The organism is Bradyrhizobium sp. SZCCHNR1053 (assembly GCF_032381235.1).
GTDB lineage: Bacteria > Pseudomonadota > Alphaproteobacteria > Rhizobiales > Xanthobacteraceae > Bradyrhizobium.
This window is the reverse complement of sequence record NZ_JAUHJM010000001.1, coordinates 627,325-652,537: the sequence shown is the minus strand read 5'-3', so window position 1 is coordinate 652,537 and position 25,213 is coordinate 627,325. Positions and strand designations below refer to the sequence as shown.

Sequence of the window (25,213 nt, the reverse complement as noted above, 5' to 3'; positions counted from 1 at the left end):
GCCGAGACATCCCGGCATTCCCCGCGCGATGGTTGGGCGGCTTATACGTACTCTCCCCGGGGACCGGGCTGTCTTGCCCCCGTGACCGGCGGATCATCATCACCGCCAGCGTAGCCTCAGCGTCGGGAGGCCAGGACCATACGATTTCGCCGGCGCATCAGGCTCGTTCGTCCGCATGAGTGATCACGCTGCGAACCCGACACGCCCACCGCATCCCGCCTCAACGTCCGTGACGACCGCGAAGCGCCCCTCTGATCGAGACGGGATGGTGATAGTCAATCACAAATTCCGATAAAGCGAAAGTGGAATATTTTTAGCGGGATGTCTGAGAGCGGTGATCGGCTTGAAAGCGCGGCACAAACTGGCTTTCGGGGCAGCGGTTTGATGGTTGCGTCGACTGAGAAGGTCGAACGGGAGCGTGCCCGTCGGGCGACTCAGTGGCCATAGGCTCGCGGGCGGGAGAAGATTCATTCAGTGGTGCGGTACAGGGCTGAGACCCAGGAAGGCCTGCTCAACTGAAAAGTACCAAGCCAAATAGATGAGTATCAGTGAGGCCACACAGGCGCAGGCTACCTTTTCCCGAAACACTGTCTGACTTGTTCGTAATGCCCACAACGAGCGGGTATAAGTCTGCCAGTTTGTATGGTGTTTGAGGACTCACGGATGGTTTCTTTCGACGAAGCGAGAGAGTTGGCCGCCAGACACGTCGCGGAACTGGAGCAAGTGGCTGGATGCGAGTTGGTGGTTCTTGAAGAGGCCACGAAAAATGTGGAGCAAGGATGGGTCTTCTTTTATGACTCAAAGTTGCATCAAGAGACGGACGAGTTTCAGTATTCGCTTGCCGGAAACGCTCCCATCTTCATAGATCGGGACGGCAAGCTCCGAAATTTGCCTACCTACCTGTCGTGGCAGGAAGGGCTGAAGCTGGTGCTTGCAGAAAATTGAGACGGGTTTGATCGTCGCTCTAGAAGAGAACTGCCGGAAATACGTCTTTGCTCCTGCCAAATCTTCTTGCAGGATGGCGGAATGACAACCGAAGGTTGTTCTTCCGCCGATATCTCGCCCAGCAATGCAGACGCTGCCGCATGCGTTCGTGCAATCCTGGCCGCCGTCTGCCCCCTGGCGGCCGAGTACTATGCCCTACAGGTAAGCCCCTGGGCGTCACCGGTGAGATCGCCGAGTTCGCCGCCGCAGAATGCCTCGGTCTTGGCGCGTACCGCTGGGTATGACGCCGTTCGCCAAAGTCCGAACGGACCCGTTCGTATCCAGATCAAGGGCCGCGCCTGCACCGGGAATGCAAACCGAGGCCAGCGGATCGGGCGCATCGAGCTCGACTCCGCCTGCGACGTGGCTCTACTGGTGCTACGAAATACGGTGACATTGCACTAAATGCCCCGGAGCGGCGGATTGTGAATTAAGTGCACTGTCACCATAATCCTGGGATTGTGAATTAAGTGCACTGGACTGCACCCCTTAAGTGAGACACGATAATTTCTGTGACAGTGGGGTTGCCACGACGACTATCGTGCCTTGTTTTGCGCGAACGCGGCTTCGAACTCAAGAGGCGATCGGTAGCCGAGCGCCGAGTGCAGGCGTTGCTTGTTGTAGACGTCTGCGATGAAGCGATCGATCCGGCGGCGAGCGTCTCTTATGTCGGAGAACGCCTTGCCGTTGACCTCCTCGGCCTTGAGCGTCTTCATGAAGCTCTCAGCCTTGGCGTTGTCGAAGGGGTTGCCCGGCCTGCTCATGCTGATCGTGATGTCGCGATCCGCTAATATTTGGCGATAGGCGATTGACGCGTATTGCACGCCGCGGTCGGAATGGTGGATCAGGCTGCTGCGTTGCGGCTTGCGGGCCTCGATGGCCTTGTTCAATGCTGCAATCGCGAGCGAGGCATTGAGCGTGTTCTCGAAGGCCCAGCCAACCGCCTTGCGCGAGAAGGCATCGAGGATGACCGCGAGGTAGGCGAAGGTCGTGGCGAGATGGACGTAGGTGATGTCTGCGACCCAGATCTGATCGGGAGCGGACGGCACCAGGCCGCGCACCAGATTGGGCACCACGACAATGTCCCTTGGTCGCTCTGCAGGCGGCTTCAGGAATGGCGCCTTGCGCTGTGCGAGAAGATTGTCCTCGCGCATGAGCCTGAGCACCTTCTTAGCATTAACGACCATGCCTTTACGTCGGATGGTGGCCGTCACGCGCCGGTAGCCGTAGAACGGATGCTTCAGGCAAATGCGTTGGATCTGGTCGCGCAGCTCGCAGTCGGCAGTCTCACGACTGCGTTTGTTGAGATGCCGGTAATAGGTCGCGCGTGGCAGGCCGGCCAGACCGCAGAGCCGTTGCACGTCGGCGTGGGACTCCGTTGCCTCCGATGTCATGGCTTGGATGACTTCGATGATGCGGGTGCGGGTCCGCCTTGCGCTGCCGGCCGCTCCAATGCGCGCAAGGCTTGCCGAAAAAAATCGAGATCCATCTGCTGACGGCCGACAAGCCGTTCGAGTTCGGCGATGCGAGCATTTGCGCGCGTCAGCGCAGACCGCTTGTCGTCATAGGTTGCCGTAGCTTTGAGCTTCCGGGGGCCGGGCTTCGGCCCTCGCTTGCGGTTCAATCCCTCGGGTCCTTGCGCCTTCCAGGCCTTGATCCAGTCATGCAGGATCTTGCGAGATATCCCAAGCTCGCGAGCCACAGGCAGAACGCCTTCGCCTCGCTCGACGCGCTTGATCGCCTTCAGTTTGTAAGCCGTCGGAAACTGACGGTTCTTCCCTCTTGCTGCCACAGGTCATCCTCGAAATGCCTGTCACAGAAATTATCGTGTCTCACTTAAGGGGGGCAGTCCAGCACTGTCACCGTAATCCCATACGATTTCGCCGGCGCATCAGGACCGCTCGTCCGCATGAGTGATCACGCTGCGACCCCGACACGCCCACCGCATCCCGCCTCAACGTCCGTGACGACCGCGAAGCGCCCCTCTGATCGAGACGGGACGGGAGCAATCAATCACGAATTCCGATAAAGCGAAAGAAGAATGTTTTTCGCGGAAGATCTGGACAGGGGTGATCGCCCTGAGCGGACAACAAAATTCAGTTTTGAGGCGCAGGAGGTTCAGCAGTCGAAATCGATGGCGAAGGGCCTCGCCTGATAGCAACCATGCCCGACGGGCGACTCGCCGCCACGGACGGTCATTGATGCGGGACTTTGCATGCGCTGCGCCGCAAATGCGTGCGCCGGCCAATACAACCTGAAGGTATTTTGACTTGTGTTTCTGATTTGTTCTATTTAACATTCTTGGCGGTGAGTGAAGGGAGAACGACGGTGAAGCGGGCGGGGCGTTTGTTGCTGTATGTCGCGATCGTTGCGGGCGGATTCCATCAGGCGCTGGCGCAGCCCTCGGCCAAGTCCGAGAGCCCACGCGTTGCTGCGACGGCGCCTGCCAAGATCCTGCTCAGCGCCCACAGGGGCGATGCGACCATTCTGACCATCTCCGACCAGGATAGCGACACCGCCGCGGTGACGTTCCGGATCGAGCTCGACGACGCGATCGAGAGCTGCCTGCGCGAGCCGCCGCCTGACGACATCAAGCCGGCGGAAGTGGCGCGTTGCGCCAAGCAGGTCATGGATCTCAACGCCGGCAAACAGACCAAGCGGCGGGCGATGTGCTCCAAGAACACGGTTTATACCGAGTTCGGCAACTACTCGCTGGTCGGCACCGGGGAGCCTCAGTCGAGCGGCGAAAAAAAGAAGATGATCCGCACCAACTGGAAGGATCATCGCAACGAGCAGATCGTCGACAACAGCACGGCGGCGAGGACGGACGCAATGCTGAGTACGTTTCAGATCCTGTGTCCATCCGCCTACAAGGCGAAGTTCGACGGCTACTACGCGTATTGAGGCAGGAGCGCGCGATCGGCGACTACCAGTCGAAGTTGGCCGAGCGGCACGTCTCGCAGACGCTCACATCGTCCTTTTGGGAAAGCGGACGACGGCAGCGGTGGCACGTGCCTTCCGTCAGCGTGACATGCAGCGTCAGAGCTTTGGCTTCCCTCATCGAGAAGCCAAACTGGGCGACGAGCAGTTTGTGGCCCTCAATCTGGCTGCGGCGGATTTCGGCTGCAATTCTCGCCTTGTCCGTTGCTGACAGCGAAGACGGCCACGTGACGGTTGTGGTGCACTTGGGACAGAACACCGACAGGCGGGCATATTCGACTGCGCCGTTCACGACCGCGCCTTCCGCTTCTCGATCGTCATCACCCCCGCCCGCGATACGGCGCCACGCCCTGGTCCGGCACCCACAGGCCCTTCGGCAGCTTGCCCGTTTGCCAGAACACGTCGATCGGGATGCCGCCGCGGGGGTACCAGTAGCCGCCGATGCGCAGCCATTTGGGCTTGATCTCTGAAGCGAGGCGCTTGCCGATCGCGACCGTGCAATCCTCGTGGAATGCGCCATGGTTGCGGAAGCTCGCCAGATAGAGCTTGAGCGATTTGGATTCGACCAGCCACGAGCCGGGCGCATAGTCGATCACGAGATGCGCGAAATCGGGCTGGCCCGTTACCGGGCATAGCGAGGTGAACTCCGGCACGGTGAAGCGGGCCAGATAATCCGTATCCTTCTGCGGATTGGGCACGCGGTCCAGCGTCGCCGCATCCGGGCTGTCCGGTTGAGCGACCTCGCGGCCGAGTTGAAGTCCCGTTGATGTGTCGGATTTGGTGGATTTTTTAGCCATCTCGTGTCGCCTGTCGCAGTTGGCGCCCCTTTAGCCAATCGCTCGCCTCGCGTCACCCGCTTCGTGATTTGGCCGCGACTTCTGCGCGACTTGGCCTTTTCGGCCACCCGTCCCTGCGGTAGAAGCGGCGCAGCAACGCCCACCAGAAGCCCGTAAGAGGACCTCATGACCGCCATCGTCGACATCATCGGCCGCGAAATCCTGGACAGCCGCGGCAATCCCACGGTCGAGGTCGACGTCGTGCTGGAGGATGGCTCGGTCGGCCGCGCTGCCGTGCCGTCCGGCGCCTCCACCGGCGCCCACGAGGCGGTCGAGCTGCGCGACGGCGACAAGCACCGCTATCTCGGCAAGGGCGTGCTGAAGGCCGTCGAAGCCATCAACGACGAGGTCTATGAGGCGCTCAGCGACATGTCGGTGCAGGACCAGGTCCAGATCGACCAGATCCTGATCGAGCTCGACGGCACCGAGAACAAGAGCCGGATCGGCGCCAACGCCATTCTCGGCGTCTCGCTCGCCTGCGCCAAGGCCGCGGCGATCTCCTACGACATGCCGCTGTACCGCTATGTCGGCGGCACCTCGGCCCGCACCCTGCCGGTGCCGATGATGAACATCGTCAATGGCGGCGTCCACGCCGACAACCCGATCGACTTCCAGGAATTCATGATCATGCCGGTGGGCGCGCCGAGCTTCGCGGAGGCGCTGCGCTGCGGCTCGGAGATCTTCCACACGCTCAAGGCCGAGCTGAAGAAGGCGGGCCACAACACCAATGTCGGCGACGAGGGCGGCTTCGCGCCGAACCTGCCGTCGGCGGACGCAGCCCTCGACTTCGTCATGAGCGCGATCGGCAAGGCCGGCTACACCGCCGGCGAGGACGTCATGCTGGCGCTCGACTGCGCCGCCACCGAGTTCTTCAAGGACGGCAAGTACGTCTACGAGGGCGAGAACAAGTCGCGCTCGCGTTCCGAGCAGGCCAAGTATCTTGCGGATCTGGTCGCCCGCTACCCGATCGCCTCGATCGAGGACGGCATGTCCGAGGACGACATGGACGGCTGGAAGGAGCTGACCGACCTGATCGGCCACAAGTGCCAGCTCGTCGGCGACGACCTGTTCGTCACCAACGTCAACCGTCTTGCCGACGGCATCCGCAACGGGCGCGCCAATTCGATCCTGATCAAGGTCAACCAGATCGGCACGCTGACGGAGACGTTGGCCGCGGTCGAGATGGCCTACAAGGCCGGCTACACCGCCGTGATGTCGCACCGCTCGGGCGAGACCGAGGATTCGACGATCGCCGATCTCGCGGTCGCCACCAATTGCGGGCAGATCAAGACCGGCTCGCTGGCCCGCGCCGACCGCACCGCCAAATACAACCAGCTGCTGCGCATCGAGCAGGAGCTGGATGCGCAGGCCAAGTATGCGGGCAGGGCGGCGCTGAAGGCGCTGGCCTGAGTCTGGACCAGGCTAACCAAAGAAAAAAGGGAGGCACGCATGGGTGTCGAGACACAGGGCCTGCAACTGCGGACGTTGATCAGGCGCAGCGGCGAGCTCGAGCTCTCGCTGGTCGACGTGCCGACCCCCGAGCCGGGGCCGGACGAGGTGGTGGTGCGCATCGAGGCGGCGCCGATCAATCCGTCCGATCTGGGCCTCCTCGTCGGCGCGGCCGATCTGTCGACCCTGCAGGCGTCCGGCACCACGGACCGCCCCGTGATCACCGCCAAGGTGCCGGAGGCGGGGATGCGGGCGATGGCCGGCCGGCTCGACGAGTCGCTGCCGATCGGCAATGAGGGCGCCGGCGTCGTGGTCAAGACCGGCCCGTCGGACGCCGCCAAGGCGCTGATGGGCCGCACCGTCGCTGCCATCGGCGGCGCGATGTACAGCCAGTATCGCTGCCTGAAGGTCTCCGAATGCCTGCCGCTGCCGGCCGGCACCACGCCGGCCGAGGGCGCCTCCTGCTTCGTCAATCCGCTGACCTCGCTCGGCATGACCGAGACGATGCGGCGCGAGGGCCATACCGCGCTGGTGCACACCGCGGCCGCCTCCAATCTCGGGCAGATGCTCAACAAGATCTGCCTCAAGGACGGCATCCCGCTCGTCAACATCGTGCGCAGCGCTGATCAGGCCGAGCTGTTGCGCGGCATCGGCGCGAAATACATCGTGGATTCGACGGCGCCGACTTTCATGGACGACCTGATCGCGGCGCTGGTCGAGACCGGCGCGACCATCGCGTTCGATGCGATCGGCGGCGGCAAGCTCGCCGGCCAGATCCTCAACGCGATGGAAGCTGCGATCAACAAGTCCGGCAAGCATCCCTACAGCCGCTACGGCTCGAACGTGCACAAGCAGGTCTACATCTACGGTAGCCTCGACACGCGCCCGACCGAGATCACGCGCGGCTTCGGCATGACCTGGAGCGTCGGCGGCTGGCTGCTGTTTCCCTTCCTGATGAAGATCGGCAAGGCGGATACCGAGCGGCTGCGCCAGCGCGTCGTCGATGAGCTGAAGACGACCTTTGCGAGCCACTACACCAAGGTCGTTTCCTTGTCCGAGGCGCTCGATCCGGCCAACCTCGCCGTGTACGCCAAACGGGCCACCGGCGAAAAATTCCTCATCGACCCCAGCAAAGATAAGTGACCTAACGTCGCTCCTCGGACGTTGCTGACGGGCTTGCGTTTGGCCTGCATGCGGAGAAAATCCGCCCGTTTGTCTGGGGGCGGTGTCAGCCGCATGGAGCACTGAGGAGAGATTTGTCATGACCCGATTGGATCGCCGTCGATTTCTGGCCGGTGCGGCCCTCGCCGGAGCTGCGACCGCTCTGCCGCCGCTGGCCGGGCAGGCACACGCGGCGGTTGCGCCCGCCGGCGCCCAGGCGCCCGGCTTCTACCGCTACAAGGTCGGCGACTACGAATGCACCTCCGTCAATGACGGCGCGCGCACCTTTCCGATGCCCGACAAGTTCGTCGTCAACACGGCGAAGGACGACGCGCTCGCCGCGGCCGAAAGCGCCTACATGCCGAAGGGCATGATCACGATCCCCTTCAATCCGCAGCTGATCAACACCGGCTCAAAGCTGGTCCTGATCGACACCGGCAACGGCGCTGGCGCCTTCGAGGCCAGCAAGGGCGCGGTTGGCCGCACGCTGCAGAACCTCGCTGCCGCCGGCGTCGATCCGAAGTCCATCGACGTCGTCGTGCTCTCCCACATGCACGGCGACCACATCAACGGCCTCAAGCTCGCCGACGGCTCGCTGGCGTTTCCGAACGCCGAGCTGAAGGTGCCGGCCAAGGAGTGGGCGTTCTGGGCCAGCGACGAGAATGCCGCCAAGGCGCAGACCGACTTGATGAAGGGCAATTTCGCCAACTTCAAGAAGGTGTTCGGCGGGCTCGAGAGCAAGGTCACCCAGTACGAGTGGGACAAGGAGGTCGCGCCCGGCATCACCGCGCTCGGCACGCCCGGTCACACGCCGGGCCACACCTCGTTCGCGGTCGCGTCCGGCAATGCCAGGGTCCTGATCCAGGCCGACGTCACCAACGTCCCCGAGCTGTTCCTGCGCAACCCGGACTGGCACGTGATGTTCGACACCGATGCCGCGATGGCGCAGGAGACGCGGCACAAGTTCTACGACATGGCCGCCGCCGAGAAGGCCCGAGTGATCGGCTTCCACTTCTCGTTCCCCTCGGTGGGCTATGTCGAGAAGGACGGCGCCAAATACCGGCTGATTCCGGCGCCATGGAATCCGGTGATCTGATTATCGGTTAGCGTCATTGCGAGGAGCCCCCGGGTCTCGCTTCCGGCGAGCCCGAGGACAGGCTCCGCGACGAAGCAATCCAGAGTCACAACCGAGCCCTGGATTGCTTCGCTCGCAATGACGGAGGAGAGAGGGGGCCGCCTTCGGGCGGCCTGCTCGTTTTTGCATATGCGAAATGTCGGGCTTTCCGCGGCTCGCGCGAGCGCCTATGTCGAACCTCCCGGGATGTCCGCAGGGCCTTGCATGTCGACCGATCTCTCAGCTTCCAGCGCCGATCTTTCCAACTGGCGCTCCGCGCCGTTCAGCCGCTGGGCCTTCCACAACATCCGGTCGATCCTCCCGGTCGCCGACATCGAGAGCGCGCCCGGCAGCGCGTGGCCGCTGCCGGCAAGTCCGATCTCCTTCGATCAGTTCAGCCTGCGCCTGCCGAAGGGCGGCACGCTCGATCTCGACGGCTTCCTGAAAGCGACGGCGACGGACGGGCTCCTGATCCTCCACGACGGCCGCATCGTGTTCGAGCACTATGACGGTGGCACCGACCGCGACACGCCGCACATCCTGATGTCGGCGACCAAGTCGATCACCGGGCTGATGGCTGGCATCTTGGCCGGCCGCGGCGAGCTCGACGTCGACGCCGAGGTCACGCGCTACGTGCCGGAGGTGGCGGCCACCGCCTATCAAGGCGCCACGATCCGCCAGCTCGTCGACATGCGCGCCGGCATCGTGTTCGACGGCAGCGGCCTGCAGGCCTATGCCGATGCCGCCGGCTGGGAGCCGGTTGCGCCCGGCACGTCGCCGAACCTGCACGAGTTCTTCGCGACGATGCGCGCGCAGGCGAAGCCGCATGGCGGCCCGTTCAGCTATGTCTCGTCCAACACCGATCTGCTCGGCTGGGCGATCGAGCGGGCCACCGGCCGCAGCTTCGCGAGCCTCGTCAGCACACTGTTGTGGAAGCCGATGGGGGCGAGCGGCGAGGCCTTCATCACTCTCGACCGCAAGGGCGCGCCGCGCTGCACCGGCGGGTTCTGCGCCACGCTGCGCGACGTTGCGCGGCTCGGCCAGCTCGTGCTGTCAGGCGGCCGGCGCGGCTCGCACACGATCATCCCCGAGGGCTGGCTCGACGACATCAGGCACAGTGGCGACGCCCAGGCGTGGCGCGACGGGCAGTGGCGCGACAGCTTTGCCGCCATCAGCAAGAACATGCACTATCGCAGCGGCTGGTACGTCATCAACGACCAGCCGCAGCTGATGTTCGCGATGGGCATTCACGGCCAGAACCTGTTCGTCGACGCCGCCAACGGAATCGTGATCGCAAAGCTGTCGACATGGGCGCAGCCGGTCGAGGGGCAATCGATCTGGCTCACGCATCAGGCGGTGGCCGAATTCGCCCGCTGCATCAAAGGCAGGGAGTGACGTCGCGGAACAGGGCGGGGCGGTGGACGACGCGAGCGTTTCTTGCCGCGAAACGTTGTGTTTCACCGTGTGCTGTTTTCATGCACTTGCATGTTCATGCCGGCGCGCTTTAAGTGCCGCTCACACGTTGCTCTGCAAAGGATCCCCCCATGCCCGCACCTTATTCGATCGTCGCCCTCGTCGGCAGCCTCCGCAAGGAGAGCTTCACGCTCAAGATCGCCAAAGCCATGGCCAAGCTGGCTCCGGCCAGCCTGAAGATCGAGGTGGTCACGCTCGAAGGACTGTCGTTCTTCAACCAGGATCTCGAAGCCAATCCGCCGGCCGACTGGCTCGCGCTGCGGGAGAAGCTCAAGGCATCGAACGGCGTGCTCATCTTGACGCCTGAATACAACCGCTCGATTCCCGGCGTGCTGAAGAATGCGATCGACATCGCCTCGCGTCCCTATGGGCAGAGTTCGTTCCTGGGCAAGCCGGTCGGCCTCATCGCCAACTCGCCGGGTCCGCTCGGCGGCGTCGCGGCGGCCAAGCACCTGCAGAACATCATGCCGGGCATCTCGGGTCCGGTCATGGGGCAGCCGGAGATCTACCTGAATGGGGTCGGCGACGCCTTCGACGTCCAGGGTGAGCTGGTCAAGGATTCGCTCAAGACGGTGCTGCAGCAATATCTGGATGCGTTCGCCGCCTTCGTGGCCAAGCAGAACGGCTGATCGCGTTCGCCGCCGCCGCGTCCACCTGCGGCGGTCGGCAACTGCATGACGGGTATGATGCGGGCAGGGCGTTGACGCGCCTTGCCCGATCCGTTTCAAGGCAACGCCGGACCTGCGCAAGGATGCGCATTGCCAAGGAAGCACGATGGCCCATTCGTTCACACCCGCGTCGTCGGCGAAGCCCGGCCCGAACCAGCCGGATCTCGACTCGGAGGCCGTCTGGCAGGCGCGGATCGACCTTGCGGCCTGTTTCCGGATGGCGGCGCGGCACGGGCTCGAGGAGGGCATCTGCAACCACTTCTCGGCGCTGGTGCCCGGCTATGACGACCTCTTCATCGTCAATCCCTACGGCTATGCCTTTCGTGAGCTGACGGCCTCGAAGCTGTTGGTTTGCGATTTCGACGGCAACGTCATTGCCGGCGACGGCCGCCCGGAGGCGACCGCGTTCTATATCCACGCCCGCATCCACAAGGCGCTGCCGCGCGCCAAGGTCGCGTTCCATACGCATATGCCGTATGCCACCGCGCTCTCGATGACCGAAGGCGATCCGCTGATCTTCGCCGGGCAGACGGCGCTGAAATTCTATGGACGAACCGCCGTCGACGCGAACTACAACGGGCTGGCGCTCGACGCGCGCGAGGGGGACCGCATCGCCGGGGCTGTCGGTGATGCCGACATCGTCTTCATGAAGCATCACGGCGTCATGGTCCTGGCGCCGACCATCGCCGAAGCCTGGGACGATCTCTATTATCTCGAGCGCGCCTGCCAGGTTCAGTGCCTGGCGCTGTCGACCGGGCGCAAGGTGGTGCCAGTGGCGCCCGACATCGCCGAGGCCGCCTATCGCCAGATGCGGGAGGGAGATGCGGAATCGGCGCGGCTGCATCTCGAAGCGATCAAGCGGACGCTCGACGCCGAGGAGCCCGCCTATCGGACTTGAGCGGGCAGCGGGGCGGGGGCTCAGGGTTAGCGTTTCCTTAACCGGGGCGCCGCATTCTCGGGCCATGGTCTCCCGCGCGCGCCTCAAATCCTTCCTGACCGGGCTAGCCCTCTACACGATGGCGGCCGCCATCATCGGCTATTTCGGCATCAACGCCTATACCGGCCGGTACGGCCTGACCGCGCGTCAGGAGCTCGACCAGGAGATCATTGCGCTCACCTCCGAGCTCGCCCGGTTGAAGCAGGAGCGGGCGGAGGGTGAGAAGCGCGTATTGCTGCTGCGCTCCGACCGGGTCGATCCCGACATGCTCGATGAACGCGCCCGTTTTCAGCTCGGCTATGCCAACCCGCGTGATCTGATCCGGATCAATCGGCCGCAGTGACGCGTGTCCCTTCGCCGCCCTGCCTAAACTTTAGCAGGCCGTGGCGTCAGGAATTTCAAAAACGCGCTCATCAGCATTCGTTTATTTCGCGCTCGTTTGCAGTGCGGCAAAGCAAAATGAACCGCAATTCACGCAGTCCTTTTACGTGCCTTGGAGTTGAGCTAGAGAGAGCTACTTTTTCTCTCATCCGGAATTGCCATGGCCGCACCCAAGAAGACCGCCGCAAAGGAACAAGGGCAGGACAGAGACAACGGCCCGCCGCCGGAATTCACCAGAGAACAGGAATTGGCTGCACTGCGCGACATGCTGCTGATCCGTCGCTTTGAGGAGAAGGCGGGTCAGCTTTATGGCATGGGTGCGATCGGCGGTTTCTGTCACCTCTACATCGGGCAGGAGGCTGTGGTCGTCGGCATGCAGATGGCGCTGAAGCCGGGCGATCAGGTCATCACCGGCTATCGCGATCATGGCCACATGCTGGCGACCGGGATGGATGCCAAGGGCGTCATGGCCGAGCTCACCGGGCGCCGCGGTGGGTACTCCAAGGGCAAGGGCGGCTCCATGCACATGTTCAGCATGGAGAAGAATTTCTTCGGCGGCCACGGCATCGTCGGTGCCCAGGTCTCGCTCGGCACCGGCCTCGCGCTCGCCAATCGCTACCGCGGCAACGACTCGGTCAGCATTGCCTATTTCGGCGACGGCGCGGCAAATCAGGGGCAGGTCTATGAGAGCTTCAACATGGCGGAGCTCTGGAAGCTGCCGGTGATCTACGTTATCGAGAACAACCGCTATGCGATGGGCACGGCCGTGTCGCGCGCCTCGGCGCAGACCGACTTCTCCAAGCGCGGCATCTCCTTCAACATCCCGGGTGAGCAGGTCGACGGCATGGACGTCCGCGCCGTGAAGGCTGCCGGTGAGAAGGCCGTCGCGTGGTGCCGCGAGGGCAAGGGTCCGTACATTCTGGAAATGCAGACCTATCGCTATCGCGGCCACTCGATGTCCGACCCGGCCAAGTATCGTACCCGCGAGGAAGTCGAGAAGGTGCGTCACGACCAGGATCCGATCGAGCAGGTGCGCAACCGCCTGCTGGCGGCCAAGGTCACGGAGCAGGATCTCAAGGCGATCGATGCCGACGTGCGCAAGATCGTCAACGAGGCCGCCGATTTCGCCCAGGCCGATCCCGAGCCGGATGTCGCCGAGCTCTACACCGACGTTTACCGTTAAGCGCAGACGCTGTTTTGTCCGGAGCTGATATGCCAATTCAAGTTTTGATGCCTGCGCTGTCGCCCACGATGGAGAAGGGCAATCTCTCCAAATGGCTGAAAAAGGAAGGCGAGGCGATCAAGTCGGGTGACGTGATCGCCGAGATCGAGACCGACAAGGCCACGATGGAGGTCGAGGCGACCGACGAGGGCACGCTCGGCAAGATCCTGATCCCCGAAGGCACCGCCGACGTCGCGGTCAATACGCCGATTGCGACCATCCTCGCGGACGGCGAGACCGCGGCCGATCTCGGCAAGGCCGCAGCACCTGCGGCCGAGACGAAGGCTGCGCAATCGGCGCCGCCGTCCGAGCCTGCCGCAGCCACGCCGGCCGCGCCCGCGCCGACCGGCGTGGCTGCGCCGCAGAGCATCGCTCAGCCCGATCCCGAGGTGCCCGCGGGCACCGAGATGGTCACGCAGACCATCCGCGAGGCGCTGCGCGACGCGATGGCCGAGGAGATGCGCCGCGACGGCGACGTCTTCATCATGGGCGAGGAGGTCGCCGAATATCAGGGCGCCTACAAGGTCACCCAGGGCCTGCTGCAGGAGTTCGGCGCCCGCCGCGTCATGGACACGCCGATCACCGAGCACGGCTTCGCCGGCATCGGTGTCGGTGCGGCGATGGCTGGCCTCAAGCCGATCGTCGAGTTCATGACCTTCAACTTCGCCATGCAGGCGATCGACCAGATCATCAACTCCGCAGCCAAGACGCTCTACATGTCCGGTGGCCAGATGGGCTGCTCGATCGTGTTCCGCGGCCCGAACGGCGCGGCGGCGCGCGTTGCCGCCCAGCACAGCCAGGACTACTCGTCCTGGTACTCGCACGTGCCCGGCTTGAAGGTTGTCGCGCCGTATTCTGCGGCCGATGCCAAGGGCCTGTTGAAGGCCGCGATCCGCGATCCGAATCCGGTGATCTTCCTCGAGAACGAGGTGCTGTACGGTCATTCCGGCGAGGTGCCGAAGCTCGACGACTACGTGATCCCGATCGGCAAGGCGCGCATCGCGCGCGCCGGAAAGGACGTGACGATCATCGCGTGGTCGAACGGCATGACCTATGCGCTCAAGGCCGCCGACGAGCTCGCCAAGGAGGGCATCGAGGCCGAGGTGATCGACCTGCGCACCCTGCGTCCGATGGATACCGACACCATCATCGCCTCGGTCAAGAAGACCGGCCGCGCTGTCACGGTGGAAGAGGGCTGGGCGCAGAGCGGCGTTGGTGCCGAGATCGCTGCACGCATCATGGAGCACGCCTTCGACTATCTCGATGCGCCGGTCGTCCGCGTGTCCGGAAAGGACGTGCCGATGCCGTATGCGGCCAACCTCGAGAAGCTCGCGCTGCCGTCGGCGGCGGAGGTCGTGCAGGCCGCCAAATCCGTCTGCTACCGCTAAGGGAAAGCCCAGATGGCCGGACCCAAGGAGCAGCCATTGCCGCCGGACGTCATCGGCCGCGAGGACGCCACCGAAGTGTTGCGCGCCTTCGTGCTCGATGGCGGGCTCTCGATCGCCTTCCAGCGCGCCTTCGAGGAGCCCGACGTGTGGGGGCTGCTCCTGGTCGACGTCGCCCGCCATGCTGCGCGCGCCTATGCGCGCGAGAGCGATTATTCCGAAGACGAGGCGCTGCAGCGCATCGTCGAGATGTTCGAAGCCGAGCTGGCTCGGCCGACCGACACCGGCACCACCAGCCCCAGGTCGAAACAAGGTCACTGATCATGCCGATCAACATTCTCATGCCCGCGCTGTCGCCGACGATGGAGAAGGGCAACCTTGCTCGTTGGCTCAAGAAGGAAGGCGACCAGGTCAAGTCCGGCGAGGTCATCGCCGAGATCGAGACCGACAAGGCCACGATGGAAGTCGAGGCGGTCGACGAAGGCACCCTCGCCAAGATCCTGGTGCCGGAAGGCACGCAGGATGTGCCCGTCAACGACGTGATCGCGGTGCTCGCCGGCGAGGGCGAGGACGTCAAGGCGGCCGGCAGCGCGCCGGCTGCAGCGGCTCCGAAGGCCGAAGCCAAGCCGACGGCATCTGCGGCGCCTGCCGCCACGCCTGCGCCTGCCGCTGCGCCCACGCCCAAGCCGGCCGCGGCTCCTGCGCCAGCCGCGTCTGCGGCTGCGCCCCAGGTCAACGGCCACGCGCGCGTCTTCTCCTCGCCGCTGGCACGGCGGCTTGCCAAGGATGCCGGCATCGATCTCGCCCGCATCACCGGCACCGGTCCGCATGGCCGCGTCGTCGCCCGCGACGTCGAGGAGGCGAAGTCGGGCAAGGGCCTCAAGGCCGCGCCGTCAGCAGCGCCCGCCGCTGCAGGGGCGCCCGCGCTCGCGCCCTCGATGTCCGACAAGCAGATCCTGGCGCTGTTCGAGCCGGGCTCCTACGAGGTCATCCCGCATGACGGCATGCGCCGCACCATTGCGCAGCGCCTGACCGCATCGGTGCAGAACGTCCCGCACTTCTACCTGACGATCGACTGCGACATCGGCAAGCTCTTGGCCGCGCGCGAGGAGATCAATGCGGCGGCGCCGAAGGACAAGGAGAAGAAGCCGCTCTACAAGCTCTCGGTCAACGACTTCGTCATCAAGGCGATGGCGGTGGCGCTGCAGAAGATCCCGAACTGCAATGTCAGCTGGACCGAAGGCGGCATGGTCAAGCACAAGCATTCCGACGTCGGCGTCGCCGTGGCGATGCCGGGCGGCCTGATCACGCCGATCATCCGCAAGGCCGAGACCAAGACCCTGTCGGCGATCTCGGGCGAGATGAAGGACTTCGCCGCGCGTGCCCGCTCGCGCAAGCTGAAGCCGGAGGAGTATCAGGGCGGCACCACCGCCGTGTCCAACCTCGGCATGTACGGCATTAATCACTTCACGGCGGTGATCAACCCGCCGCATGCGACGATCCTCGCGGTCGGCACCTCGGAGGAGCGGCCCGTGGTGCGCAACGGCAAGATCGAGATCGCCAGCATGATGAGTGTGACCCTGTCGTGCGACCACCGCGCCATCGATGGCGCGCTCGGCGCCGAGCTGATCGGCGCGTTCAAGCAGCTGATCGAGAATCCCGTGATGATGATGGTGTGATGTTGCTTTCCGGAGCGGGATGGCAAACGGGGCCAGCGCATGCGGATCAGAACGCGGTGGCCCTGGATCACGGCACTGGTAAGCGTCGCGCTGCTCGCCAACCCGCTCGGGATCGACGTCATCCATTCTGCTTTCTTCTCCGGCGAGGCGCTGTCGCGCGGCATCTGGGCGCCAATCGTGCTCGCCGGATTCGCGATCTGCGCTGTGCTGATGCTGCTGGAGGCAATTGTTCGAGCCTTGATCTGGCGACGTTCCGTCGGCAGCACCACGACCATCTGATTTCCAACTGCTTCAGTTGAATGGGAGCCGTAATGGCCGACACATCCTTCGACGTCATCATCATCGGCTCCGGCCCGGGCGGCTACGTCGCCGCGATCCGCGCAGCCCAACTCGGGTTCAAGACCGCGATCATCGAGAAATCCTACCTCGGTGGTATCTGCCTGAACTGGGGCTGCATCCCGACCAAGGCGCTCTTACGCTCGGCCGAGATCTATCACTACATGCAGCACGCCAAGGATTACGGCCTCTCTGCCGAGAAGATCTCCTACGATCCGAAAGCGGTGGTGCAGCGCTCGCGCGGCGTCTCCAAGCGGCTGAACGACGGCGTCGGCTTCCTGATGAAGAAGAACAAGGTCCAGGTGATCTGGGGGCGCGCCGCGATCGATGCACCCGGCAAGATCACGGTGACCAAGTCGGATGTCGAGGCGCCCAAGGGCGCGCTGGGCGAGGGGACCTATCAGGCCAAGCATATCATCGTCGCGACCGGCGCGCGGCCGCGCGTGCTGCCGGGCCTCGAGCCGGACAAGAAGCTGGTCTGGACCTATTTCGAGGCGATGGTGCCGGACAAGATGCCGAAGTCGCTGCTGGTGGTCGGCTCCGGCGCGATCGGCATCGAGTTCGCCTCGTTCTTCCGCACCATGGGCTCCGAGGTCACCGTGGTCGAGGTGCTGCCGCAGATCCTCCCCGTGGAGGACGCCGAGATCGCTGGCATCGCGCGCAAGCAGCTGGAGAAGCAGGGCCTCAAGATCATGACCGGGGCCAAGGTCACCAAGCTCGACAAGAAGAGCGACAGCGTGGTGGCGACGATCGACGACGGCAAGGGCAAGACCGAGTCGGTCGAGTTCGATCGCGTGATCTCGGCGGTCGGCGTTGTCGGCAACATCGAGAATCTCGGGCTCGAGAAGCTGGGCGTGAAGACCGATCGCGGCTGCATCGTCATCGATGGCTACGGCAAGACCAATGTGCCCGGCCTCTACGCGATCGGCGACGTCGCCGGTCCGCCGATGCTGGCGCACAAGGCCGAGCACGAGGGCGTGGTCTGCATCGAGGCGATCAAAGGCCTGCATCCGCACCCGATGGACAAGAACCTCATTCCCGGCTGCACCTATTGCCATCCGCAGGTCGCCTCCGTCGGGCTCACCGAGGCCAAGGCCAAGGAGCAGGGCCGCGACATCCGCGTCGGCCGCTTCCCCTTCGTCGGCAATGGCAAGGCGATCGCGCTCGGCGAGGACCAGGGTCTCGTCAAGGTGATCTTCGACAAGAAGACGGGACAGCTGATCGGCGCCCACATGGTCGGCGCCGAGGTCACCGAGCTGATCCAGGGCTATGTCGTGGCGATGAACCTCGAAACGACAGAGGAAGAGCTGATGCACACGGTGTTCCCGCACCCGACGCTGTCGGAGATGATGAAGGAAGCCGTGCTCGACGCCTACGGGCGTGTGTTGAATATGTAGGTTGCGACGAGGTAGGAGCATCGGCATCAAGACTCTCGAGAGTCCTGACGGAAATGAGCGCGTGCTGATTTTGCAGCGTGCTGATGGCCACTATACTTATCGTAGGCAATGGCGTCAGGATGCCTGGCAGTTTACCTACGGCGACGAGGAAGGGTGGGGACCGCCAGGTCCTGATTGTGGAATCTACGATTCCGCGGACACAGCCGAAACCGAAGCGCGACAGCGTGTGTCCTGGCTCAAACGCCAGTTTCATTGAGGCGTGAGTTGAAGTCAGAATTAACTGAGAGGCCACGATCCGTGAAATCCAGCGACAACCTCACCACCGAGCGTCCGACCTTCGTCACCCATCTCGAATGCGCGATGGTCGGCGACCACTATCCGGCGGATCAGGTCCACAACCTGTCCAAGGCCGGCAAGCCGCTGCTGGTGCGCTACGATCTCGCCGGTGTGAAGCAGGCGCTGACCAAGGACGCGCTGGCGCAGCGGCCCGCCGACATGTGGCGCTATCGCGAGCTGCTGCCGGTGCGCAAGTGCCGGGACATCGTCAGCCTTGGCGAGGTGATGACGCCGCTGATCAATCTGCCGAAGCTGTCGAAGAAGCTCGGCGGCGGCGAGATCATTGTGAAAGACGAAGGTCGGCTGCCGACCGGCTCGTTCAAGGCGCGCGGCCTGGTCATGGCGGTGTCGATGGGCAAGGCGCTCGGCATCACCCACATGGCGATGCCGACCAACGGAAATGCCGGCGCGGCGCTCGCGGCCTACGCGACTTCCTGCGGCATCAAGACCACGATCTTCTGTCCGGCCGATACGCCCGAGGTGAATGTCAGCGAGATCGAGCTGCAGGGCGCCACCGTCTATCGCGTCAACGGCCTGATCGATGATTGCGGCAAGATCGTCGGCGAGGGCAAGGCCAAGGTCGGCTGGTTCGATACCTCGACCCTGAAGGAGCCCTATCGCATCGAGGGCAAGAAGACGATGGGCCTGGAGCTCGCCGAGCAGCTCGGCTGGGACGTGCCCGACGTGATCTTCTATCCGACCGGCGGCGGCACCGGCCTGATCGGCATGTGGAAGGCGTTCGACGAATTGGAGAGAATTGGATTCATCGGCGCGAAGCGCCCGCGCATGGTGGCGGTGCAGGCCTCCGGCTGCGCGCCGATGGTGCGCGCCTTCGAGCAGGGCGTCGAGCATGCGACGCGCTGGGAGGATGCCCACACCATCGCGTCCGGCATCCGTGTGCCCCAGGCGGTCGGTGATTTCCTTATCCTGCGCGCCGTCCGCGAGAGCAAAGGTTTCGCCATCGCGGTCGATGACGAGAAGATTTCATCTGCGCTCAGCGAAGTCGCGCGCGAGGAGGGGCTGCTGTTGTGCCCGGAAGGCGCGGCGACCTATGCCGCCTACAAGCAGAGCCTGGCCGACGGACGCGTGACGAAAAACGATCGCGTCATGCTGTTCAATTGCGCGACAGGACTTAAATATCCGCTGCCGCCGGTCACCCGGACGCTCGATCGTCACCAGCCGATCGACTTCGGGCAGTTCTAACTAACAAAACAGCACCGCGGCCTCGAGCATATGCTCCGGCGCAGACGCATTCGCGTCTGTGACCGGCGCGTGCGACACAAGGGAGGACGTGATGCGACGAGCTCTTTGCGCCGTGCTGTTTGCGTGCCTGGCTCTGGCGGTGCCAGCGCGCGCCGACACCTACCCCTCGCGCGCGATCACCGTGATCGTGCCGTTCGCCGCCGGCGGCCCATCGGATGCGATGATGCGCATCCTCGCCGAGCACATGAAACGGACGCTCGGCCAGCCCGTGCTGGTCGAGAACGTGACGGGCGCGGGCGGCTCGATCGGCGTGGGACGCGCGGTGCGCTCGAAGCCCGACGGCTACACCGTGAGCTTCGGCCATCTCGGCACCCACGTCGCGAACGGCGCCGTCTACCGGCTCGGCTATGACCTCGAGGCCGATCTCGAGCCGGTCGTGCTGCTGCCGAGCAATCCGATGATCATCGTCAGCAGGAACAACATCCCGGCCAAAACGCTGCCGGAGTTTCTCGCCTGGGTGAAGTCGCAGCCGAACCCCGTATCGGCCGGCACGGCGGGCAACGGCTCCGGCAGCCACATCGCAGGCCTCTATTTCGAGCAGGTCACCGGCCTCAAGCTGCAATACGTGCCCTATCGCGGCACGGGGCCGGCGATGAACGATCTCGTCGCCGGCCAGATCGATCTGATCGTCGACCAGACCTCCAATGCCATCAACCAGGTCCGCGCCGGCACGATCCGCGCCTACGCCGTCACGGACGCCAAGCGCCTCGATTCCGCGCCCGAGATCCCGACCACCGATGAAGCCGGCCTGCCGGGCTTCCACATGACCCTGTGGTCTGGACTCTGGCTCCCGAAGGGCGTCAGCAAGGAGATCGTCGACACGCTCAATGCGGCCGCCGTGGCTGCGCTGGATGAGCCGGATGTGAAAAATCAGTTGAAAAACCTGGGGTTGCAGATGCCGGCGGCGGACCAGCGCAGTCCGGCCGCCCTTGGAACCCTGCAGCGCGCCGAGATCCATAAATGGTGGCCGATGATCCGAGCCTCCGGGGTGGTGCCCGAGTAGCTTTCGCTCTCCATGCTAACCGCGGATGGTTGCGTGTCGGCCACGAATGTTGCGACGTCGCCACAGTTTACGAAGTTTTGGTAACAATCTCCGGCGCTCCGCAAACGCGCCGCTTTTTAGCCACACCTGGTCGTGAAATACTTTGATCAGAACATAACCAGTGCGTGTGAGGCTGCCGAAAATCCATTTCTAGGATTTTAGCGTTCTCCTCAGCACCGGGAGGCCAGAACAGCGATGGACGCGAAGACCGACATCAAGCGCAGGCTGCCCAGCCGTCATGTGACGGAAGGGCCCGAGCGTGCGCCGCATCGGTCCTACCTCTACGCGATGGGCCTGACCACGGCCCAGATCCACCAGCCCTTCGTCGGCGTCGCCTCGTGCTGGAACGAGGCCGCGCCCTGCAACATCGCGCTGATGCGGCAGGCCCAGGCGGTCAAGAAGGGCGTGGCGCATGCGGGCGGCACGCCGCGCGAATTCTGCACCATCACCGTGACCGACGGCATCGCGATGGGCCATGACGGCATGCGCTCGTCGCTGCCGTCGCGCGAGGCGATCGCCGATTCCGTCGAGCTGACGATTCGCGGCCATTCCTACGATGCGCTGGTCGGGCTCGCCGGCTGCGACAAATCGCTGCCGGGCATGATGATGGCGATGGTCCGGCTCAACGTGCCTTCGATCTTCATCTATGGCGGCTCGATTCTGCCGGGCAATTTTCGCGGCCAGCAGGTCACGGTGCAGGACATGTTCGAGGCCGTCGGCAAGCATTCGGTGGGTGCGATGTCGGACGAGGACCTCGACGAGCTCGAGCGCGTCGCCTGTCCATCCGCCGGCGCCTGCGGCGCCCAGTTCACGGCCAATACGATGGCGACGGTCTCCGAGGCGATCGGGCTGGCGCTGCCTTATTCGGCCGGCGCCCCGGCGCCTTACGAAATCCGCGATTCGTTCTGCATGACGGCTGGCGAACAGGTCATGGAGCTGATCGCCGCCAATATCCGCCCGCGCGACATCGTCACGCGAAAATCCCTGGAGAATGCCGCTGCGGTTGTGGCGGCGTCCGGCGGGTCGACCAATGCTGCGCTGCATCTACCTGCGATTGCGCACGAGGCGGGCATCAAATTCGACTTATTCGACGTCGCCGAAATCTTCAAAAAGACACCTTATATCGCGGATTTGAAGCCGGGTGGCCGCTATGTCGCCAAAGACATGTTCGAGGCTGGTGGCATTCCGCTCTTGATGAAGACGTTGCTCGACCATGGCTATTTGAACGGCGACTGCCTCACAGTCACCGGCCGGACGATCGCCGAAAACCTCAAAGGCGTGAAGTGGAATCCGCACCAGGACGTGGTGAGGCCGGCCGACCAGCCGATCACTGCAACCGGGGGTGTCGTCGGTCTGAAAGGCAATCTCGCGCCGGAGGGCGCGATCGTGAAAGTCGCGGGCATGTCGAACTTGAAATTCTCTGGGCCGGCCCGCTGCTTTGATCGGGAAGAGGACGCCTTTGACGCCGTCCAGAAGCGCACCTATCGCGAAGGCGAGGTGATCGTCATTCGCTACGAGGGGCCGCGCGGCGGTCCGGGCATGCGGGAAATGCTGCAGACGACGGCGGCGCTGACCGGGCAGGGCATGGGCGGCAAGATCGCGCTCATCACCGATGGCCGGTTCTCGGGCGCGACCCGCGGCTTCTGCATCGGCCACATCGGACCAGAGGCGGCGGTCGGCGGAACGATCGCTCTGGTCGAGGATGGCGACATCATCGAGATCGACGCCGAGGCGGGTATCCTTAACGTGAAGTTGAGCGATGCCGAGCTGGCGACACGCAAGACCAAGTGGACGCCGCGTGAGACGCATCACACGTCAGGTGCACTTTGGAAATATGCCCAGCAGGTGGGGCCGGCCGTGGCGGGCGCCGTGACTCACCCAGGTGGTGCGCAAGAGAAGTATTGCTATGCGGACATCTGATCGGATCATTTTCGCATTGATGCTGGGGGTTGCCCCGCTCGCGTTGCCGACGTCATCGTTCGCGTTCGATGGCGCTCCGGTCAACCAGGAGCCGGCGATCCCCGTGGCTGGAGCTCAGGCCGGCGCCGGCGCGCTGCGCAAGGCGTTGCCTGCGACCACGTCCTCCACGTCGCCCACGCAGTCGCTGACGGCGCTGCAATACGCGGCGGAGGAAGGTCACCCGGTTGCGCAGTTCAAGCTCGGCCGCATGTATGCGGCTGGCGATGGCGTTGCGCGGGATGACATGCGCGCCTTCGACTATTTCAGCCGCATCGCCAATGCGCATGCGGAGGACAGTCCGTCGGCGCCGCAGGCGCAGATCGTCGCCAACGCCTTCGTCGCGCTTGGCCGCTATTACCTGAGCGGCATCCCCAACACGAAGGTGAAGGCGGATCCGGATCGCGCGCGGGAGATGTTCTCCTATGCGGCGTCCTACTTCGGCAATGCCGACGCCCAATACGACCTGGCGCGGATGTACCTGAAGACGGCGGATGCCTCGCGCGACGACTTCCGCTATGGCGCGCGCTGGCTTGGCCTCGCCGCGCAGAAGGGCCAGCATCAGGCCCAGGCGCTGCTCGGCCAGATGCTGTTCAACGGCGACCGGCTGCCGCGCCAGCCGGCGCGCGGCCTGATGTGGCTCACCTTGGCGCGCGACAGCGCCGGTGCGGACGAAGCCTGGATCAAGGAGAGCTACAACCGCGCCTTCGCCAAGGCCTCCGACGATGACCGCGCCTCGGCGCTGCAGATGCTCGAAAGCTGGGTGCAGGGCAAGCGCGAGTAGCAGGAGCGGAATGCGTCGCGTTCCCTCCGTTCGAGAGAGGGATTGAATGGTCATTCGCGATGCGACACCGGAAGACGCAACGGCGGCCTGCGAGATGCTGCGGGCATCCATCATCCAACTGTGCGTGGCTGATCACCGCGGCGATCCCGACATCCTTGGCCGCTGGCTCGCCAACAAGACGCCGGACAACGTCGCGACCTGGGCCGACGGGCAAGGCCGGTCGCTGTTGGTGGCGGTCGAGGAGGGGGCGATTCTCGCCGTCGGCGGGCTCGCGCACCCCGGCGAGATCACGGCCAACTACGTGTCGCCGCAGGCGCGCTTTCGTGGAATCAGTTCGGCGCTGTTGGCGGAGCTGGAGCGCCGGGCGATGGCACTGGGCGCCCGCGACGTCGCGCTGCTCAGCACCGAAACGGCGCACCGATTCTATCTTGCCCGCGGCTACGCCGATGTCGGCGTGCCCGCCGGCAAGTTCGGCACCGCGGCCTCCTATCCAATGAGCAAGACGCTCGCCACCGCGCCGTGAGTCGCGGGCCACGGTGAGACATCAAGGCCACGGCAGCGGCTGCCCAAGGAGTGGGCGATGACGCGCCGGTGTTTTGACCAGCGTCAGGTTCCAGAACCAAAATCGGCGATCTTTGGTACACGAACGACCCCGATGACGCCAAAACGCGCTTGGCACGATTCGTGAGTGCAATTCCTCTGCAACAGCAGAGGCGGCACGTTTGCGCAGCGTTCGGATCGGCCTGATCATTCCTCAGCGCGGCTCGGCAGGGTTGTGGGCGCCCTCCGCCGAAGCCTGCGGGCGGCTGGCCGTGACCGAGCTGAACCAGGCCGCCGGCATCCGCCGCCGACAGGTCGAGCTGATCGTCATCGACGCCGGCGCGACCGCCGCCAGCGCGGGCCGGGCTGCGGTCGAGGCGGTCGACGAACTCGCCGTCGACGGCCTCGTCGGCATGATGCCGAGCTACGCGCGCGATCCTGTCGCGCAAGCCGCGCGCGGCCGCGTGCCGTTCGTCTACACGCCCCAGTTCGAAGGCCTGTCGGCGAACAGCGACGTGATGACCACGGGCGAGACCGCCGGCGAATTGCTGGGGCCGGCGGTGCAGTGGCTCTCCGAGGTCAAGCGCGCCAGGCGGTTCTTCCTCTGCGGCAACGACTACATCTGGCCGCGCTCGTCGCTGCAGATCGCCAGGCGTCTGATTGCGCGCTTCGGCGGGACCGTGACCGGCGAATGCTACGTGCCGGTCGGCGTCCACGATTTCGACGAGATGCTCGACCGCATCAAGACGACGCGCAGCGACGTGGTGCTGCCGGTCTTTCTCGGCTTCGACTGCATCGCCTTCAGCCGCGCCTTCTGCGCCGCCGGCCTCAGCCGCCACGTTCTGCGATTCTCGTCCGCCTTCGACGAGACCATCGTTTACGGACTCGACAGCGGCGAGACCGAGAACGTCTACGTGGCGTCGAGCTATTTCGCCTCGCTGCGGTCGCGCAACAACGGCGCGTTCCTCGAGCGCTACTACACGGCATTCGGCGACAATCCGCCGCCGCCCAACGGCTACGGCGAATCCTGCTACGAAGGGATTCACGCGCTCGCCGCGCTGATCGAGCGCGCCGAGAGCTTCGACGCCCGCAACCTCAGGCGCTTCTACGGACGCACGCTGCAGCGGCGCACGGCGCGCGGCAACGAGGCGCAGCCGGTGGTTGGCGGACGCCACCCGATCCATCTCGCCGAGCTGGACGGCTACGACTTCGCGGTCGTCGCGTCGCGCTAGCGCGCAGGGCGCTTCCTAAAAACACTTGCCTTTTCAAATATTGTCATTTTAAACTTATCGCGGATCATGAACCGGCATCATCAACCCATGGGGACCTT

25 protein-coding genes are annotated in these 25,213 nt (G+C 64.4%); 21 read left to right on the top strand and 4 right to left on the bottom strand.

The genetic code is table 11. The annotated features are described in order from the left end of the window. Positions 1–663: 663 nt before the first annotated feature. Positions 664–945, top strand: a complete 282-nt coding sequence (locus QX051_RS03085) for a YrhB domain-containing protein (protein WP_315738196.1) — start codon at positions 664–666, stop codon at positions 943–945. A 575-nt stretch (positions 946–1,520) separates the two neighbouring features. Here the strand turns inward: QX051_RS03085 and QX051_RS03080 are convergent. After that, positions 1,521–2,378 (bottom strand): IS3 family transposase, encoded by an 858-nt coding sequence (locus QX051_RS03080; RefSeq protein WP_315775005.1) that lies wholly within the window; start codon positions 2,376–2,378, stop codon positions 1,521–1,523. After that, on the bottom strand, positions 2,375–2,776 hold the full coding sequence (locus QX051_RS03075) for a helix-turn-helix domain-containing protein (protein WP_315705390.1): 402 nt from the start codon (positions 2,774–2,776) through the stop codon (positions 2,375–2,377). The genes QX051_RS03080 and QX051_RS03075 overlap by 4 nt, the downstream gene beginning before the upstream one ends. Before the next feature lie 536 nt (positions 2,777–3,312). Here QX051_RS03075 and QX051_RS03070 point away from each other — a divergent pair. Further along, positions 3,313–3,888 (top strand): hypothetical protein, encoded by a 576-nt coding sequence (locus QX051_RS03070; RefSeq protein WP_315775004.1) that lies wholly within the window; start codon positions 3,313–3,315, stop codon positions 3,886–3,888. 22 nt (positions 3,889–3,910) lie between these two features. Here QX051_RS03070 and QX051_RS03065 read toward each other — a convergent pair whose 3' ends face one another. Both QX051_RS03065 and queF read right to left on the bottom strand, forming a co-directional pair. Continuing rightward, entirely contained in the window at positions 3,911–4,216 is a 306-nt protein-coding gene (locus tag QX051_RS03065) for a hypothetical protein (protein ID WP_315775003.1), read from the bottom strand. A gap of 28 nt (positions 4,217–4,244) precedes the next feature. Then, positions 4,245–4,721 (bottom strand): preQ(1) synthase, encoded by a 477-nt coding sequence (gene queF, locus QX051_RS03060; protein WP_315775002.1) that lies wholly within the window; start codon positions 4,719–4,721, stop codon positions 4,245–4,247. Positions 4,722–4,886: 165 nt separating this feature from the next. On the opposite strand from queF, the gene eno reads away from it, so the two are divergent. The 19 genes from eno (at position 4,887) to QX051_RS02965 (ending at position 25,115) form a co-directional block, all read left to right on the top strand. Then, positions 4,887–6,170, top strand: a complete 1,284-nt coding sequence (gene eno, locus QX051_RS03055; RefSeq protein ID WP_315738192.1) for a phosphopyruvate hydratase — start codon at positions 4,887–4,889, stop codon at positions 6,168–6,170. Between the two features lie 39 nt (positions 6,171–6,209). Then, on the top strand, positions 6,210–7,352 hold the full coding sequence (locus QX051_RS03050; protein WP_315775001.1) for a zinc-binding dehydrogenase: 1,143 nt from the start codon (positions 6,210–6,212) through the stop codon (positions 7,350–7,352). Between the two features lie 118 nt (positions 7,353–7,470). Next, positions 7,471–8,466 (top strand): MBL fold metallo-hydrolase, encoded by a 996-nt coding sequence (locus tag QX051_RS03045; RefSeq protein ID WP_315774999.1) that lies wholly within the window; start codon positions 7,471–7,473, stop codon positions 8,464–8,466. Positions 8,467–8,709: 243 nt separating this feature from the next. Continuing rightward, positions 8,710–9,879 (top strand): serine hydrolase, encoded by a 1,170-nt coding sequence (locus QX051_RS03040; RefSeq protein WP_315774998.1) that lies wholly within the window; start codon positions 8,710–8,712, stop codon positions 9,877–9,879. Between the two features lie 149 nt (positions 9,880–10,028). Then, entirely contained in the window at positions 10,029–10,586 is a 558-nt protein-coding gene (locus QX051_RS03035; protein ID WP_315774997.1) for an NADPH-dependent FMN reductase, read from the top strand. Positions 10,587–10,731: 145 nt separating this feature from the next. Further along, positions 10,732–11,523, top strand: coding sequence for an aldolase (locus QX051_RS03030; protein WP_315774996.1), 792 nt, complete (start codon positions 10,732–10,734; stop codon positions 11,521–11,523). A 64-nt stretch (positions 11,524–11,587) separates the two neighbouring features. Beyond that, on the top strand, positions 11,588–11,905 hold the full coding sequence (locus QX051_RS03025) for a septum formation initiator family protein (protein ID WP_315738186.1): 318 nt from the start codon (positions 11,588–11,590) through the stop codon (positions 11,903–11,905). 198 nt (positions 11,906–12,103) lie between these two features. Next, on the top strand, positions 12,104–13,126 hold the full coding sequence (pdhA, locus tag QX051_RS03020; RefSeq protein ID WP_315756686.1) for a pyruvate dehydrogenase (acetyl-transferring) E1 component subunit alpha: 1,023 nt from the start codon (positions 12,104–12,106) through the stop codon (positions 13,124–13,126). Positions 13,127–13,155: 29 nt separating this feature from the next. Then, positions 13,156–14,553, top strand: coding sequence for a pyruvate dehydrogenase complex E1 component subunit beta (locus QX051_RS03015; protein WP_315774995.1), 1,398 nt, complete (start codon positions 13,156–13,158; stop codon positions 14,551–14,553). Between the two features lie 12 nt (positions 14,554–14,565). Next, positions 14,566–14,871 carry a DUF5076 domain-containing protein gene (locus tag QX051_RS03010; RefSeq protein WP_015666657.1) on the top strand — a complete coding sequence of 102 codons (306 nt, stop codon included), beginning with the start codon at positions 14,566–14,568 and terminating at the stop codon, positions 14,869–14,871. 2 nt (positions 14,872–14,873) lie between these two features. After that, complete coding sequence (locus tag QX051_RS03005) at positions 14,874–16,229, top strand: pyruvate dehydrogenase complex dihydrolipoamide acetyltransferase (protein WP_315774994.1); 1,356 nt, start codon at positions 14,874–14,876, stop codon at positions 16,227–16,229. 39 nt (positions 16,230–16,268) lie between these two features. Beyond that, positions 16,269–16,508 (top strand): hypothetical protein, encoded by a 240-nt coding sequence (locus tag QX051_RS03000; protein WP_315756683.1) that lies wholly within the window; start codon positions 16,269–16,271, stop codon positions 16,506–16,508. A gap of 32 nt (positions 16,509–16,540) precedes the next feature. Next, positions 16,541–17,962 (top strand): dihydrolipoyl dehydrogenase, encoded by a 1,422-nt coding sequence (lpdA, locus tag QX051_RS02995; RefSeq protein ID WP_315774993.1) that lies wholly within the window; start codon positions 16,541–16,543, stop codon positions 17,960–17,962. Positions 17,963–18,259: 297 nt separating this feature from the next. After that, complete coding sequence (locus tag QX051_RS02990) at positions 18,260–19,501, top strand: threonine synthase (protein ID WP_315774992.1); 1,242 nt, start codon at positions 18,260–18,262, stop codon at positions 19,499–19,501. A 91-nt stretch (positions 19,502–19,592) separates the two neighbouring features. Further along, the gene (locus tag QX051_RS02985; RefSeq protein WP_315774989.1) at positions 19,593–20,564 is read left to right on the top strand and encodes a tripartite tricarboxylate transporter substrate binding protein BugD; all 972 of its coding nucleotides are present in this window, start codon (positions 19,593–19,595) and stop codon (positions 20,562–20,564) included. Between the two features lie 234 nt (positions 20,565–20,798). Continuing rightward, positions 20,799–22,523, top strand: coding sequence for a dihydroxy-acid dehydratase (gene ilvD, locus QX051_RS02980; RefSeq protein ID WP_315774988.1), 1,725 nt, complete (start codon positions 20,799–20,801; stop codon positions 22,521–22,523). 103 nt (positions 22,524–22,626) lie between these two features. Continuing rightward, a complete protein-coding gene (locus QX051_RS02975; RefSeq protein ID WP_409997702.1) occupies positions 22,627–23,343 on the top strand; it encodes a tetratricopeptide repeat protein in 717 nt (238 codons plus the stop codon). Between the two features lie 46 nt (positions 23,344–23,389). Further along, positions 23,390–23,866 carry a GNAT family N-acetyltransferase gene (locus tag QX051_RS02970; RefSeq protein WP_315738175.1) on the top strand — a complete coding sequence of 159 codons (477 nt, stop codon included), beginning with the start codon at positions 23,390–23,392 and terminating at the stop codon, positions 23,864–23,866. A 199-nt stretch (positions 23,867–24,065) separates the two neighbouring features. Beyond that, on the top strand, positions 24,066–25,115 hold the full coding sequence (locus QX051_RS02965; RefSeq protein ID WP_315774985.1) for a substrate-binding domain-containing protein: 1,050 nt from the start codon (positions 24,066–24,068) through the stop codon (positions 25,113–25,115). Positions 25,116–25,213: the final 98 nt, after the last annotated feature.